13 protein-coding genes and 2 riboswitches are annotated in these 15,033 nt (G+C 70.6%); of the genes, 9 read left to right on the top strand and 4 right to left on the bottom strand.

All coding sequences use genetic code 11. The features are described from left to right. Positions 1 to 62: 62 nt before the first annotated feature. The 4 genes from ACE3Q8_RS02355 to ACE3Q8_RS02370 all read right to left on the bottom strand — a co-directional run bounded on the left by ACE3Q8_RS02355 (position 63) and on the right by ACE3Q8_RS02370 (position 3,811). On the bottom strand, positions 63 to 971 hold the full coding sequence (locus ACE3Q8_RS02355) for a hypothetical protein (RefSeq protein WP_374468535.1): 909 nt from the start codon (positions 969 to 971) through the stop codon (positions 63 to 65). Then, complete coding sequence (locus ACE3Q8_RS02360; RefSeq protein WP_374468536.1) at positions 968 to 1,462, bottom strand: DUF4402 domain-containing protein; 495 nt, start codon at positions 1,460 to 1,462, stop codon at positions 968 to 970. Before ACE3Q8_RS02360 ends, ACE3Q8_RS02355 begins: the two co-directional genes overlap by 4 nt. Before the next feature lie 68 nt (positions 1,463 to 1,530). Continuing rightward, complete coding sequence (locus ACE3Q8_RS02365) at positions 1,531 to 2,103, bottom strand: DUF4402 domain-containing protein (protein ID WP_374468538.1); 573 nt, start codon at positions 2,101 to 2,103, stop codon at positions 1,531 to 1,533. A 628-nt stretch (positions 2,104 to 2,731) separates the two neighbouring features. Beyond that, positions 2,732 to 3,811 (bottom strand): zinc-binding dehydrogenase, encoded by a 1,080-nt coding sequence (locus tag ACE3Q8_RS02370; RefSeq protein ID WP_374468540.1) that lies wholly within the window; start codon positions 3,809 to 3,811, stop codon positions 2,732 to 2,734. A gap of 84 nt (positions 3,812 to 3,895) precedes the next feature. Here ACE3Q8_RS02370 and fabD point away from each other — a divergent pair, with 84 nt between their 5' ends. The 9 genes from fabD (at position 3,896) to ACE3Q8_RS02415 (ending at position 15,023) form a co-directional block, all read left to right on the top strand. Continuing rightward, on the top strand, positions 3,896 to 4,840 hold the full coding sequence (fabD, locus tag ACE3Q8_RS02375) for an ACP S-malonyltransferase (RefSeq protein ID WP_374468542.1): 945 nt from the start codon (positions 3,896 to 3,898) through the stop codon (positions 4,838 to 4,840). Positions 4,841 to 4,853: 13 nt separating this feature from the next. Continuing rightward, positions 4,854 to 5,594 (top strand): 3-oxoacyl-[acyl-carrier-protein] reductase, encoded by a 741-nt coding sequence (gene fabG, locus ACE3Q8_RS02380; protein WP_374468544.1) that lies wholly within the window; start codon positions 4,854 to 4,856, stop codon positions 5,592 to 5,594. A gap of 123 nt (positions 5,595 to 5,717) precedes the next feature. Continuing rightward, entirely contained in the window at positions 5,718 to 5,957 is a 240-nt protein-coding gene (locus tag ACE3Q8_RS02385; RefSeq protein ID WP_012522113.1) for an acyl carrier protein, read from the top strand. An 87-nt stretch (positions 5,958 to 6,044) separates the two neighbouring features. Continuing rightward, complete coding sequence (gene fabF / locus ACE3Q8_RS02390; protein ID WP_374468547.1) at positions 6,045 to 7,328, top strand: beta-ketoacyl-ACP synthase II; 1,284 nt, start codon at positions 6,045 to 6,047, stop codon at positions 7,326 to 7,328. Continuing rightward, positions 7,325 to 8,377 carry an endolytic transglycosylase MltG gene (gene mltG / locus ACE3Q8_RS02395; protein ID WP_374468549.1) on the top strand — a complete coding sequence of 351 codons (1,053 nt, stop codon included), beginning with the start codon at positions 7,325 to 7,327 and terminating at the stop codon, positions 8,375 to 8,377. The genes fabF and mltG overlap by 4 nt, the downstream gene beginning before the upstream one ends. Next, a complete protein-coding gene (locus tag ACE3Q8_RS02400) occupies positions 8,377 to 9,258 on the top strand; it encodes a YicC/YloC family endoribonuclease (RefSeq protein ID WP_374468551.1) in 882 nt (293 codons plus the stop codon). Before mltG ends, ACE3Q8_RS02400 begins: the two co-directional genes overlap by 1 nt. Before the next feature lie 63 nt (positions 9,259 to 9,321). Beyond that, positions 9,322 to 9,927, top strand: coding sequence for a guanylate kinase (gmk, locus tag ACE3Q8_RS02405; protein WP_374468627.1), 606 nt, complete (start codon positions 9,322 to 9,324; stop codon positions 9,925 to 9,927). 142 nt (positions 9,928 to 10,069) lie between these two features. After that, positions 10,070 to 10,156, top strand: a riboswitch (glycine riboswitch). Further along, a riboswitch (glycine riboswitch) is annotated at positions 10,157 to 10,257 on the top strand. A 183-nt stretch (positions 10,258 to 10,440) separates the two neighbouring features. After that, complete coding sequence (locus ACE3Q8_RS02410; RefSeq protein WP_374468553.1) at positions 10,441 to 12,909, top strand: TonB-dependent receptor plug domain-containing protein; 2,469 nt, start codon at positions 10,441 to 10,443, stop codon at positions 12,907 to 12,909. A 23-nt stretch (positions 12,910 to 12,932) separates the two neighbouring features. Beyond that, positions 12,933 to 15,023, top strand: coding sequence for a penicillin acylase family protein (locus ACE3Q8_RS02415; protein ID WP_374468555.1), 2,091 nt, complete (start codon positions 12,933 to 12,935; stop codon positions 15,021 to 15,023). The last annotated feature ends 10 nt before the right edge of the window (positions 15,024 to 15,033 follow it).

A 15,033-nucleotide genomic window follows, 5' to 3' on the forward strand; every position in this document is an offset into this window, starting at 1 on the left:
CGGCCGCCCCGTCCGGTGCGCGTAAGATGGCAAGTGCGGCGGTGGCAGACCACGCAGCGCACCTACGACGCCTGTTTCGCAAGGAGTTTGCCCGGAGAGCTGTCGTCGTCCGTGAAGGTGATCTCGAGCTTCTCCCCGGCGGCCGGCGCGCGGCTGAGCGGAATGCGGAGGGTCCGCCGGCCGATCTCCGGATAGACGCCGACGCCGCGGGCGATGCCGATCACGTCGGCCTTGCGGCCGCCGGCCGCCTGGACCTCCACATTGCCGAACAGCGAGTTGGCGCCGAGCCGCACGAGGTCGAACACCGCGACCGGCGTGCGCCGGGCCGGGCCGCCGTCCGGCGACAGGTCGGCGTACTCGACGCGGATGTTCTCGATCCCGGCGCGGACGTCCGGCTCGCCGGTGCGCACGATGGCCGGAATGCTGAGGCCGAACACGGAATTGATCTGGAAGCGGAGCTCGTTCGGCCCGATCCCGGCGGCGGCCTCGGCGGTGAGGCCGGCGTCGCGGGGCGGAATGGTGGTGATGGTCAGGTGCGTCCGGTACTCGGCCGAGGCCGCGTCCGGCGCGCCGTTCACGCGCATCCGGATCGTCTGGCCCTGGCCGGGCGCGAGGGTCACGCGGCGCGGCGAGACCAGCAGCATCGACTGCGCCGACTTGAGCGCCTCGGCGTAGGGCTTCGCCTCCGGACGCTCGGCCGCGTCGGTCACGGCCACGATCTGGCCGTCGGGCAGCATGGCGCGGTCGATCAGCGCCACGTCGAACGAGGCCGGCGCGCCGCCCTGGTTGTAGATGTAGACCGTGGCCGAGCGGCGGTTACGGTCGAAGGTGACGCGCTTGGGCGAGATGTTGAGGTTCGCACCGACCGTCGTGGCGGTGGGCGCGGCGGGAGCGGCCGGGGCGGCCGGCTGGGCCAGCACCGGGGCGGCGGCCAGCGCGGCGAGCGCTGCGATGAGGACGGCCCGGGTCAATTGTATTGCACCACGACGACGAGCAGGCCCTCGTAGGCGCCCGGCTCAAGCCGCTCGGCGGAGGCCAGCGACAGGGCGCCGCCGACGTTCACGCTCATGGTGTTGGATCCCATGACGCCGCCCAGCACGACGCCGTCGCCCTCGAGGCCGAGTTCGGCCTGGGTGTTGGTTCTGACGGTCAAAGCCTCGGTCCCCCCGGTTCGGACGACCGTGAAGCTCTCCGGCACGGCCATCGACACAGTGTCGCCAGCTTGACCGCGAATGGTTAAGCTGGCGTTGCCTGCACCTGGGGTTGTAACAGCGCCGTTGGGCGAGACTGTCGCCGCGGTCACACTGGGAAGCACCAGCGGACTGATAATCTCGACGCTCGCGCTCTGGACGACCCGCGTGGTCATCGCCGCGCTCGCGCTGGCGCTGTTCAGCGCGAACGCCTGCGCGCAGCAGCCGAGGGCTGCGGCCGTGGCGATGAGAAGAGGCGCGAGTCGACGCATAGCCACCGCTTAAGTGAGTGGGGTTGACCGAAGCTGAACAGCTCAGCTTCGGCCGCGCCCCGTCCGGCTTACTGGTAGTTGACCGTGACGTTCAGGTTCCCGGAATACAGGCCCGGAGGCACCGCGGGACCGAGGTTGAACGTCGCGCCGTAGCGCAGTTCGCGGGTGGTGGTGTTCGCGCCGATCGCCATCTGACCCATGTTGCCGGTCAGGCCGCCGGGCGCGTCGGCCCCCTGGGCGCCGGTCGGCGTCAGGACCGCGAAGCCCGGCAGCGAGGTGATCGCGCCGGAGGCCGTGTAGGTCGGGGTGAAGGTGGTGCCGGCGCTGCTGGTCACCGTGAACACCGCGGGCGTGCCGCTGGTGGTCTGGTTGTTGTAGGTCACCTGGCCGTTGGAGCTGGCGAGGGTGACGGGGAGGGCGTTCCCGCTCACCGGCTTGATCAGGGTGCCGAAGGCCAGGTCGCTGTCCTTGGTGACGGTCAGCGGCGACTGGATGGTCACCGACATCTGCGCGTCCGCCTGCTTGGGGGTCGGCGCCGGGTTGGCCGGGCCGCTCGGCGTCTGGGCGGCGGCCGCGGTGGCGAGGCTGGCCAGCGCGACGGCGCTGCCGGCGGCGATCAGAAGGTTCCGAAGGGTAGTCATGTTCGCCCCTGGCGTGTGAGGTTGGTTTGTTTAAGCGTGGGAACTGGTCTTGCGGAGACTTCAACCGCATGGCGCGCGGACCGCGAGGACTCGCGGAACCTGCAAACTTCTGGTTGTAGGTCGCCACTTTAACTATCGATTAGCCATGGCCCTCTATTGCGCCCGCCGCCCACTGTCAAGGTAGTGAATAGGCGGTAACCACAGTAGCGGGGCGTTCGAAGTCATCGTCTCAAACTGAAACAACGCACCGAACGCAATCCAAGTGTTGCAAGAGCTGTGCGCCGCCAGGTCCGGCAGAGAGTTGCTGCGTGCGGTAAGCTTACCAGCTTCGCCCAGGACCAGGGTCGGGAACGGATAACTTCCGCCTCTCCTGCCGGTCGCAACGATCACCACGAAAACAACTCCGTGGTGTAGAAGTATAGTGAACGGAAAACCCACGTTCGCTGAAAACTGCCGGAGCGCTGCGGCGGGCCGGGGGACAAGTATTCGGACTGCGTCAATGCGCGCGTCGATACTGGCCCGATCCTTCACGCGCCGCGGCATTGTGGCCACAATGCGGCGCAGCTTCACCGTGAGTGCTGCAGTGAACGACAGCGTTATCTGAACCGTGAAGCTAATTCGGGCCGGCTTACCGGCCGGGCTCCACCAGGATCTTCACGTGGGCTTCCGGATCGCCCAGGGCGACGAAGGCGTCGGCCACGCCGTCGAGTCCCACCTTGCCGGTGACCAGGTCCGAAACGTCGATCACGCCCTCGGCCAGATGCCGCAGCGTCTGGGCGAACTCCTCGGGCGTGTAGCCGAACACGAAGGTCAGCTCGACCTCCTTGGTGATGGCGATGGAGGGCTCGATCCGGTCGGTCTCCATACACACTCCGGCGACGACGATCTGGGCGCCCGCGGGCGCGGCCTCGATCAGGCCCTGCAGCACGCCGGGGGCGCCGACACACTCGAAGATCACCGGCCGCCCGAAGCGGCCGCCCATCATGCGGAGCATCTGCTGAGCGGCGCGCGCCCTGGGCACGCCCAGCGCGTCCCAGCGCTCGTGCGCATTCTCCACCGCCGGGTCGACGAGGATGTCCGCGCCCAGGCGCTCGGCCGCGGCGCGGCGGCGGGGCGAGAAGTCGGCGGCGATCACCGGCCCGTGGCCGGCCGCCTTAAGCGCGGCGATCACCGCCAGGCCCACGGGCCCGCAGCCCACCACCAGCGCCACGGAGTCGGCGTCCATCCGCGCCTTGGCCACGGCGTGCAGGCCCACGGCGAACGGCTCGGTGAGCGCCGCCTGGTCGGTCGGCAGGCCGTTCGGCACCTCAAGGAGCATGGCCTCGGTGAGCAGCATGCGTTCGGCGAAGCCGCCGGGCAGGCGGTTGGAGAAGCCCAGCAGCTCCACGCCGCCGCCGTTCAGCGTCGCCGGCACGCTGACCACGCGCGCGCCGGGCTTCAATGTGCGGCTGGTCCCGGGGCCGTAGTCCAGCACCTCGGCGCAGAACTCGTGGCCAAACACGGTGTCGGCGGTGGGGTCGAACCCGTTGTCGAGCCCGCCCGCCCGGCGGGAGAGTTCGATCATGTGCTCCATATGGTGGAGCGCGTGCAGGTCAGACCCGCAGATGCCGCAGGCGAGCGTGCGGACGAGCACCTGGCCCTCCGCCGGCTCGAGCTCCGGAATCTCGTCGCAGACCAGCTTCTTTTCGCGCCGCACGACCGCTCTCATGGCGTCCTCCCCGTGTGCTTGCCCACGATAGCCTTATCCCCTAACCCTCGCCGCTCGGATTCTTCAGCCACGGAGCGGGACCCCATGAGCCTCGCCTTCATCTTCCCCGGCCAGGGCAGCCAGGCGGTCGGCATGGGCGCCGAACTCGCCGAGGCGTTCGCCGCCGCCCGCGAGGTCTTCCAGGAAGTCGACGAGGCGCTGGGGCAGGGGCTCTTCAAGCTGATGAAGGAAGGTCCCGAGGACCAGCTCACCCTGACGGAGAACGCCCAGCCGGCGCTGATGGCGGTGAGCGTCGCCGTCACCCGGGTGCTGGAGCGCGAGTTCGGCGTCGGCGTCGACAGGGCGGCCTTCGTGGCCGGCCACAGCCTGGGCGAATACTCGGCCCTGGCCGCCGCCGGCGCGATCAGCCTGGCCGACACCGCCCGCCTCCTGAAGCTGCGCGGCCAGGCCATGCAGCGGGCGGTCCCCGTGGGCGCGGGGGCCATGGCCTCGCTCATCGGGCCGAAGACCGACGTGGCCCTGGCCGAACAGGCGGCGGAAGCCGGCGCCGAGCTCGGCGTCTGCGTCGTGGCCAACGACAACAACCAGGGCAATGTGGTGATCTCCGGCGCCAAGGCGGCCGTGGACCGGGCCATCGAGAAGGCCAAGGAGCTGGGCGCGCGGGCGATCCCGCTGAACGTCTCGGCGCCCTTCCACTGCCCGCTGATGCAGCCGGCCGCGGACGAGATGGCCGAGGCCCTGGCGGCGGCGACCATCGTCGCCCCGAAGGCGCCGGTGGTGGCCAACGTCACCGCGCGGCCGACCCACGATCCCGAAGCGATCCGCCGGCTGCTCGTGGAGCAGGTGACCGGCCGCGTCCGCTGGCGCGAGAGCGTCCTGTGGCTGGCCGGCGAGGGCGGGGTGACCCACTTCGCCGAGGCCGGGGCCGGCAAGGTGCTGTCCGGCATGGTCAAGCGCATCGCGCCGGACGCCGAGGCGATCCCGCTGAACGCGCCCGCCGACCTCGAAGCCTTCGCCAAGACTCTATAAGAGAGGACCGCCCATGTTCGACCTCAGCGGCAAGACCGCCCTCGTCACCGGGGCCACCGGCGGCATCGGCGCGGAGATCGCCCGGGCGCTGCACGCGCAGGGCGCCTTCGTCGTCCTTTCCGGCACGCGCGAGGCGGTGCTGCAGGACCTGGCCGGGCAGCTCGGCGAGCGCGCCGCGGTCGCCGCGGCCAACCTGTCCGACGCCGCCGCCGTGGACGGCCTGATCGAGTCCGCCGAGAAGGCGGCCGGCGCGCCCATCGACATCCTGGTCGCCAACGCCGGCATCACCAAGGACGGCCTTCTGATGCGGATGAAGGACGAGGACTGGGACGCGGTGATCCGGGTCAACCTGGAGAGCTACTTCCGCCTGGCGCGCGCCAGCATGCGGGGGATGATGAAGCGCCGGCACGGCCGCATCATCGGCATCACCTCGGTGGTGGGCGTCACCGGCAATCCTGGCCAGGCGAACTACGCCGCCTCCAAGGCTGGCATGATCGGCTTCTCCAAGGCGCTCGCCCAGGAAGTGGCGAGTCGCGGAATCACCGTGAACTGCGTGGCCCCCGGCTTTATCGAGAGCCCGATGACCGACGCGTTGAACGAGCAGCAGCGGGCGCAGATCATGTCGACCATCCCGTCGGGCCGCCTGGGGGCGGGCCGCGACGTGGCGAGCGCCTGCGTCTACCTCGCCAGCGACGAGGCGGGGTACGTCACCGGCCAGACCCTGCACGTCAACGGCGGCATGGTGATGATCTAGGCCTCGCCTCGCCGGTGCGAACATGCTACCCGGCGGCCCGAACCAAGAGGCTCCGGCGGCAGTTGACAGCAACGCCGCCGTCGCCGAATGCAAAGACTGACTAAGCCCTGAGGGACCTGCCTAATGTCCGACGTCCTTGAACGCGTCCGTAAGATCGTCATCGAACACCTCGACGCCGATCCCGAAAAGGTCACCGAGAAGGCGAGCTTCATCGATGACCTGGGCGCCGACAGCCTCGACAACGTCGAGCTGGTGATGGCCTTCGAAGAAGAATTCGACATCGAAATCCCGGACGACGCGGCGGAGCACATCCAGACCGTCGGCGACGCCGTGAAGTTCATCCAGGAGCGCCTGGGCGCCTAAGCGCCTGTCCATGCTCTGAAATTTGACCGCCGCGTCGCCGAGGGACCCAAACCCCTCAGCCGCGGCGGTTCTCGTTTGAGGTCAGCCATGCGTCGAGTCGTCGTCACCGGGATGGGCCTCGTCACCCCGCTGGGCGTGGGTGTCGAGCACGTCTGGAAGCAGATTCTCGCCGGACAGTCCGGCGCGGGCCGCATCACCGCCTTCGATCCCGAAGCCTACGCCTGCCAGGTGGCCTGCGAAGTGCCGCGGGTGGATGGGCGGGGGGGCGGCGGGCCCGACGTGCCGGGCTCCTTCGATCCGGACCAGACGCTCAGCGCCAAGGACCGGCGGCGGGTCGACGACTTCATCCTCTACGCCATCGCCGCCGCCGACGAGGCGGTGCGCGACTCGGGCTGGGCCCCGCAGGACGACGAAGGCCGCGAGCGCACCGGGGTGATGATCGGCTCCGGCATCGGCGGCCTCGGCCCCATCGCCGAGACGGCCATCGAACTGCACGAGAAGGGGCCGCGCCGGATCAGCCCCTTCTTCATCCCCTCGGCGCTGATCAACCTGGCCAGCGGCCAGGTCTCGATCCGCCACGGCTTCAAGGGCCCGAACCACGCGGTGGTGACGGCCTGCGCCACCGGGGCCCACGCCATCGGCGACGCGGCCCGGCTGATCAAGTACGGCGACGCCGACGTGATGATCGCCGGCGGTGCGGAAAGCTCGGTGGTTCCGATCGGCATCGCCGGCTTCATCGCCTGCCGCGCCATGTCCACCGGCTTCAACGACCAGCCCGAGAAGGCCAGCCGCCCCTACGACAAGGACCGCGACGGCTTCGTCATGGGCGAGGGCGCCGGGATCCTGGTGCTGGAGGAGTACGAGCACGCCAAGGCGCGCGGAGCGAAGATCTATGCCGAGGTGGCCGGCTACGGCCTCGCCGGCGACGCCTACCACATCACGGCCCCGGCCGAGGACGGCGACGGCGGCTTCCGCGCCATGAAGGCGGCGATCAAGGACGCCGGCATCGCCCCGGCCGACATCGACTACATCAACGCCCACGGCACCTCGACGCCGCTGGGCGACGAGATCGAGCTGGGCGCCGTCGAGCGCCTGCTGGGCAACGCCGCCGCCAAGGTCACCATGAGCTCGACCAAGTCGGCCACGGGCCACCTGCTGGGCGCGGCCGGGGCCATCGAGGCGGCCTTCACGGTGCTGGCCATCCGCGACCAGGTCGCGCCGCCGACCATCAACCTGGACAACCCCTCGGTGGAGACCTCGATCGACCTCGCCCCGCACAAGCCGGTGCAGCGCGAGATCAACGTCGCCATGTCGAACTCCTTCGGCTTCGGCGGCACCAACGCCTCGGTGGTCTTCAAGAAGGTCGCGTGACCCGACGTCCCCGCCCGCGACGCCGCCCCGTGCCCCGCAGAGCGCCTCCGGGGCCGCTGCGCACCGTCGGCGGCGTGCTCTTCGCCCTGGCGGCCTTCGCCCTGGTGGCGGGCGGCTGGGTGCTGTGGACCTATCGCGGGCCCGGCCCGCAGGCGCGGGAAGGTGAGGCGACCACCGTCGTCCTCGCGCGGGGCTCCGGCCTTGGCGGCATCGCCGACAATCTCGCGCGGGCCGGCGTGATCCGGTCCAAGGCGGTGTTCATGGCCGCCGCCCGGCTGAGCGGCGCCGCCGGCGCCCTGAAGGCGGGCGAGTACGAGTTCCGCAGCGGGGCCTCCATGGCCGGGGTGCTGGGCGACATCCGCGCCGGCCGGGTGGTGCGCCACCTGGTGACCGTGCCCGAAGGCTGGACCAGCGAGATGGCCTGGGAGGCGGTGCTGCGCCAGCCGGTGCTGGTGGGCGAGGCCCCCGTGCCGGCCGAAGGGGCCCTGCTGCCTGACACCTATCAGGTCCAGCGCGGCGACAGCCGCGCCGCCGTGCTGCAGCGGATGGCCAAGGCCCAGGACGACCTGATGGCCGAGCTCTGGCCCAGGCGCCAGCGGGGCCTGCCGTTCGAGACGCCGGAGGAGGCCCTGACGCTCGCCTCCATCGTCGAGAAGGAGACCGGCGTCGCCGCCGAGCGGCCGCGCATCGCGGCGGTGTTCGTCAACCGGCTGCGCCAGGGGATGCGGCTGGAGAGCGATCCGACGATCATCTACGGCGTCTCGCGGGGCCGTCCGCTCGGCCGGGGGATCCTGGCCTCCGAGCTCGCAGCGCGGACGCCCTACAACACCTACCAGATCGACGGCCTGCCTCCGACGCCGATCGCCAATCCGGGCCGGGCGGCGATCGAGGCGGTGCTGAACCCGCCGTCGACCAGCGAGCTGTTCTTCGTCGCCGACGGCTCGGGCGGCCACGTCTTCGCCTCGACCTTCGACGAACACCGGCGAAACGTCGCGCGCTGGCGCGAGGTGGAGCGCGCGCGGGCGGCGCAGGCGGGGGCGGGACGCTGATGGCGATTTCCGGCATGACCGGCTTCGGCCGGGCGGAAGGCGCCTCCGGCGGCTGGACCTGGGCCGTCGAGGCCCGCTCCGTGAACGGCCGCAACCTCGAGGTCCGCTTCCGCGGCCCGCCCGGCTTCGAGGGCCTGGAGCGCGCCGCCCGCGAGGGCGCCCAGGCGCGGTTCCAGCGCGGACAACTGACGGTCGGCCTGCAGGCACGCCGGGCGGAGGGCGCCACCGCCGTCCGCATCAATGTGGAGCAGCTCGAGCGCTACCTCGCCGCGGGCGGGCCGTATGTAGCGACGGGCATGGTGGCGCCGCCGCGGCTCGACGGGCTGCTGGGGCTGAAGGGCGTCATCGAGGCCGCCGACGCATTGGAGGACGCCGAGGCGCAGGCCGCCCTGGAAGCCGCCATGGCCGCCTCGATCGGCGCCGCCCTCGACGACCTGCTGGCCGCACGGCGGGAGGAGGGGCAGGCGCTTCTCGGCGTGCTGAGCGGCCTGCTCGACCGGATCGCCGACCTGGTGGCCGCCGCCGAGGGCCACGCCGCCGCCCAGCCGGCGGCCATCAAGGAACGCTTCGAGCGGCGGATGGCGGAGCTCGCCGGCGACGCCGTGCCCGAGGAGCGGGTGCTGCAGGAGGCCGCGGCGCTCGCCGTGAAGGCCGACGTGCGCGAGGAGCTGGACCGGTTGGCCGGCCACATCCAGGCGGCGCGGCAACTGGTCGGGGGCGACGGGGCGGTGGGACGCCGGCTCGACTTCCTGACCCAGGAGTTCATGCGCGAGGCCAACACGCTCTGCTCGAAGTCGGCCATCGCGGCGCTCACCACCGTGGGGCTGGACCTCAAGGCGGTGATCGAGCAGTTCCGCGAGCAGGTTCAGAATGTGGAGTAGGGCGTCTTGATCCACGACGACCATCACGTGAAGCCGTGGGAAACGGTGCGTCGCGGCCTGCTGATGCTGGTCTCCAGCCCGGCCGGGGCGGGCAAGACCTCGCTGTCGCGCCGGCTCGTCGCCGACTACGCCAGCATGATCCTGTCGATTTCCGCCACCACCCGGGCCCCGCGGCCGGGCGAGGAGGAGGGGCGCGAGTACTTCTTCAAGACCCGCCCGGAGTTCGAGGCGATGATCGAGGCCGGCGAGCTGCTCGAGTGGGCCGAGGTCAACGGCCACCTCTACGGCACGCCCAAGGCGCCGGTGATCGCCGCCCTGGAGGCCGGCAAGGACGTGATGTTCGACATCGACTGGCAGGGGGCCCAGCAGATCGCCGAGAAGCAGCCCGAGGACTCCGTGCGGATCTTCGTCCTGCCGCCGTCGTGGGCCGACCTCTCGCGCCGGCTGCACGCCCGCGCCCAGGACAGCCTCGAGGTGATCGAACAGCGCCTGGCGCTCGGCAAGCGGGAGATCACCCACTGGGCCGAGTACGACTATGTGATCGTCAACAAGGACTTCGACCGAGCCTACGCCGACCTGACCCACATCTACCGGGCGGAACGGATGAAGCCGGTGCGCAACCCCTGGCTGCCGCCCTTCGTGCAGGACCTCCTGGACGAGAAGATCTGACCGGGCGCGCGCCGCAGGCGTGCACAGTTTCTGTGCGTGCGGCTGCCTGAACGCAAAAGAATCTCTCGCTGCGGTTAGTTTTTCCCCTAGCCGCGATGCGTTTATGCCCTTGCGCGGCTTCGCCCTTGCCGCCCAAGCTGCGGGTGCTCTCGCGGGAGAGACCGGGCGACCAGCCCGGCGCTGAAGGCGCAACCGCCCCGGAAACGCTCAAGCAGAAGGACCGCCAGGGCGGCTAAACGCTGGAAAGCAGGGCGCGTGCGCCCTCGCCGAAGGAGCAAGGCGGCCGAGCGCCGCCGAAATCTCTCAGGCGCCAAGGACAGCGGGGGCGAGGCCGGCAGCCTTGGGAGGGGCGGCCATCGCGCTGCGCTGTCGCCCGCACCCGCGACAGACGAGAACCGCCACCTGGTCCTTTCGGAGCCGGGCGCGGGCAGCCGACGGCCCGGCGTGAGTTGGGGCCGCGTCATGCGGCGGTGGACAGGAGCTGCGCCGGCAAGCGGCGCAAGGGGGTTTAGTATGTCGACGTACAACAAGGGCGCACGCCGCCGCGGCGGACGCATGGGCGCGGCTCTGGCCGCGGTGTCGGTCGCGGGCGCGGCCCTGCCGGCCCTGGCGCAGGACGCCGAGGTGGGCGAGCTGGTGGTCACGGGCACGCGGGGCCAGCCCCGCACGGTGATCGACAGCCCGACGCCCATCGACGTGATCTCGGCCACGGAGCTGGAACGGACCGGCCGGGCGGGCGCCTTCCAGGCGCTGCAGACCCTGGTGCCCTCGTTCAACCTGCCGGCCCGGGCCGGCGGCGGCACCTCGACGGTGATCGCCACGGGCGGCCTCCGGGGCCTGAACCCCGACCAGACGCTGGTGCTGGTGAACGGCAAGCGCCGCCACAAGACCTCGCTGATCAATTCGGTCTCGTCGCTCTACAACGGCTCGGTCCCGGCCGACCTGGACCTGATCCCCACCTCCGGCATCGACCGCATCGAGGTGCTGCGCGACGGCGCGGCCGCCCAATACGGCTCGGACGCCATCGCCGGCGTGATCAACATCATGCTGAAGCAGAACAAGGGCGGCCAGGTCAGCGTCACCTACGGCGAGAACTTCGACCGGGGCGACGGCGACCTGCTGCAGGTGCAGGGCGACTACGGCCTCGAGCTCGGCGACGGCGGCTTCCTGAAGCTGTTCTTCAACACCAAGGACCAGGCGCTCTCGAACCGCGCCGTGCCGGTGGCCGGGAACATCCAGATCTATCCGCGGATCAACGGCCAGCCGGACCCGCGCGAGCTCACGGTCGACCGCAGCCGGATCACCCGCAACTACGGGGTCCTGCCGCAGTGGGGGGCGAACGTCGGCTTCAACGGCGCCTATGCCCTGGGCGAGACCGAGCTCTACAGCTTCGGCACCTACAGCAAGCGGGTCTCGGACCTGCCCTTCACGTTCCGGGCGCCGAACAGCGTAAACGCCCTGCCGCAGGTCTATCCGGAGGGCTTCCGCCCGAACCTGGTGATCGACGAGGAGGACTACGAGCTTGCCGTGGGCGTGCGCGGCGAGGCGGCCGGCTGGTCGTGGGACCTGTCCTCCACCTACGGCCGCAACCGCGCCGAGGAGAATGTCGCCGAGAGCATCAATGCGAGCCTCGGCCCCACCAGCCCGACCGAGTTCTACGTGGGCGCGCTGGAATCCTCGGAGTGGGTGAACTCGCTGGACGTCACGCGCGGCTTCGAGCTGGCCGGCGCGGGCGACCTGCAGGTCTCCTTCGGCCTGCAGCACCGGCGCGAGACCTACGAGGTGGAGCAGGGCGAGCCGGCGAGCTACGCGGCCGGCCTCTACGTCATCCCGGCGGGCCAGCCGTTCGCCGGCCAGCGCCCGGCCACCGGCGCCCAGGCCGCGCCCGGCTTCCAGCCGTCGGACGCCAGCAAGTCGTCGCGCAACAACTACGCCGGCTACGTGGAGCTGGGCTGGAACCCCACGGAGCAGTTCTTCCTGGGGGCGGCGGCCCGCTACGAGGACTACGACGACGCCTCGGGCGACACCCTGGTGGGCAAGATCAACGCCCGCTACGACTTCACCGACTGGCTGGGCGTGCGCGGCGCGATCAGCACCGGCTTCCGGGCCCCCGGTCTGGCGCAGCAGAACTATGCGGCGAGCTCGAGCCAGTTCCGGCAGGTGGGCGGGGTGCTGACCCTGCTGCAGATCAAGACCCTGCCGGTGGGCTCGCCCGAGGCCATCGCGCTGGGCGCCGAGCCGCTGCAGCCGGAGGAGTCCACCAACTACAGCGTGGGCGTCACCCTGCAGCCGCTGCCGAGCCTCAGCATCACGGCGGACGCCTATCAGATCGAGGTGGACGGCCGGATCGCGATCACCAGCACCCTGACCGGCACGGCGGTGAGCAACATCCTGATCGCCAACGGCCTGTCCGGCGATCTCAGCGCCCAGTACTACACCAACGCCATCGACACCCGGACCCGGGGCGTGGACGTGGTGGCCACCTGGCGCAACAGCCTGGGTCCCTACGGCGAGCTCCGCTGGAGCGTCGGCGCGAACTGGAACGAGACCAAGATCACCGGCGTCATCCCGAACCCGCCGGAGCTGACGGCGCTCGGCTCGGGCTTCGTGCTGTTCGACCGGCTGAGCCGCGGCAACCTCACCGAGGCGTTCCCGAACACCAAGGTGGCGGCGAGCCTGAACTACTCCTGGGACTGGCTGACGGTGAACCTGCGGGGCACCCGCTACGGGGGCTACACCATCTGGCAGAACATCCCGGCCAACGACCGGAGCTTCGGGCCCAAGTGGATCACCGACCTGGAGGTGGGCTTCCGGGTGAACGAGCAGGTGAACGTGGCGCTCGGGGCCAACAACCTGTTCAACGTCTATCCGAGCCCGAACGGCACCTTCAACGCCAACCTCGGCTCGGGCCAGTATCCGGGGACGTCGCCGTTCGGCTTCACCGGCGGCTTCTACTACGCGCGCCTGCAGTACAGCTTCTGAGCGCGCCGGTGAGGGGAGTGAGCATGCAGCGTAGAACCGTTCTCGCCCTGGCGGCCCTGGTCGGCGCGGGGGTCCTGCCCCTCGCGCCGGCGCAGGCCCAGCCGCAGGCTCCGGCGCGCGGGGAGATCCTCTGGGACTCCTACGGCGTGCCGCACATCTACGGGAAGGACGAGGCGGCGGTCTTCTACGGTTTCGGCTACGCCACCGCCCAGAACCACGGTGACGTCGTCCTGAAGCTCTACGGCCAGGCGCGGGGGCGGGCGGCGGAGTACTTCGGCGCGTCCGAGGTCGAGTCCGACAAGTGGGTGCTGGCCAACGACGTCTACGAGCGGGCGGCAGAATGGTACCGCAAGGAGCCGGCGGCGTTCCGCGCCAACCTGGATGCCTTCGCCGAGGGCATGAACGCCTACGCCCGGGCCCATCCCGACAAGCTCGACCCGGCGGTGCGCCGGGTCCTGCCGGTCAGCGGGGTGGACGTCATGGCCCACGCCCACAAGCTGATGAACTTCCAGTACGTGGCGCCCGCCCAGCGGACCCTGGGCGGCAACGCCGACGCAGGCTCCAACGCCTGGGCGGTCATGCCGAAGAAGTCGGCCAGCGGGAACACCCTGCTGCTCGCCAACCCGCACCTGCCCTGGGCGCCCAGCCAGCTCACCTACTTCGAGGCCGACCTGAACGGCCCGGGCTTCAAGATGTACGGCGCCACCCAGGTCGGCCTGCCGGTGCTGCGCTTCGCCTTCAACGAGCGGATGGGCTTCACCAACACGGTCAACAACATCCTGGGCGCCACCAACTACGAGCTGAAGCTGGCCGACGGCGGCTACGTCTTCGACGGCCAGGTGCGGCCGTTCACGACCAGGACCAAGACCTACAAGGTCCGCCAGCCGGACGGCGGCCTGAAGACCGAGACGCTGGAGATCCGCTCCTCCGTGCACGGCCCGGTGTTCGCCCGCGCCGACGGCAAGACGGTGGCCGTCCGCGTGGCTGGCCTCGATCGGCCCGGCGGCCTTCGCCAGTACTGGGACATGGGCAAGTCTAAGAGCTTCGCCGAGTACCAGTCGGTGATGAAGCGCCTGCAGGTGCCGTCCTTCAACATCGTCTACGCGGACCGCGAAGGGCACATCCAGTACCTGCTGAACGGCATCCTGCCGAAGCACCCGGACGGCGACGTGCGCTACTGGAGCGGCCTCGTGCCCGGCGACACGTCCAAGACGCTGTGGACCGAGATCCACGCCTACGAGGACCTGCCCAAGGTGGTCGACCCGGCCACCGGCTATGTCCAGAACACCAACGACCCGCCGTGGGTCTCCACCTGGCCGCAGGCAATCCAGGCGAAGGACTATCCGGCCTACGTCGCCAGCCCGGGCCCCATGTCGCTCAGGGCGCAGCACTCGTCGCACCTGATGGCCGACCCGCCGAAGATCACCTTCGACGACTTCGTTCGGCGGAAGACCTCCACGCATGTCCTGATGGCCGACCGGGTGCTGGACGACCTGCTGGCCGCCGCGGCCGGCAGCGCCGATGCGGACGTGCGCGAGGCCGTGGCCGTGCTGAAGGCCTGGGACCGGACGGTGGACGGCGGCGCGCGCGGCGCCCTGCTGTTCGAGACGTGGGCCCGCAAGTTCGCCGGCCCGAACTTCCTCAGCGACGCCAACTACGCCGTGCGCTGGGACGCCGCCCGGCCGATCGACACGCCGTCCGGCCTGAAGGACCCGGCCGCGGCGGTGGAGATGCTGAAGGCGGCGGCGGTGGAGGCGAGGGCGCAGTACGGCGCGCTCGACCGGCCGTTCGGCGAGGTGTCGCGCTTCAACCTCGGCTCCGTCGACCTGCCGGGCAATGGCGGGTTCGGCAACATGGGCGTGTTCAACGTCATCACCTGGAGCCCGCTGAAGGACGGCCGGCGCACGCCGGTGCACGGGGAGACCTGGGTCTCGATGGTGGAGTTCTCCACGCCCATCAAGGCGCGTGGCCTGATGAGCTACGGCAACTCGACCCAGCCCGGCTCGCCCCACCGGAGCGACCAGCTCGAGCACCTGTCCAAGAAGACCTACCGCACCCTCTGGACCACCCGGGGTGAGGTCGAGAGGAACCTTGAATCGCGGGTGGCCTACTAGGCCGCCGCCA

The sequence above is a fragment of the Phenylobacterium sp. genome, assembly GCF_041913825.1.
Classification (GTDB): domain Bacteria; phylum Pseudomonadota; class Alphaproteobacteria; order Caulobacterales; family Caulobacteraceae; genus Phenylobacterium.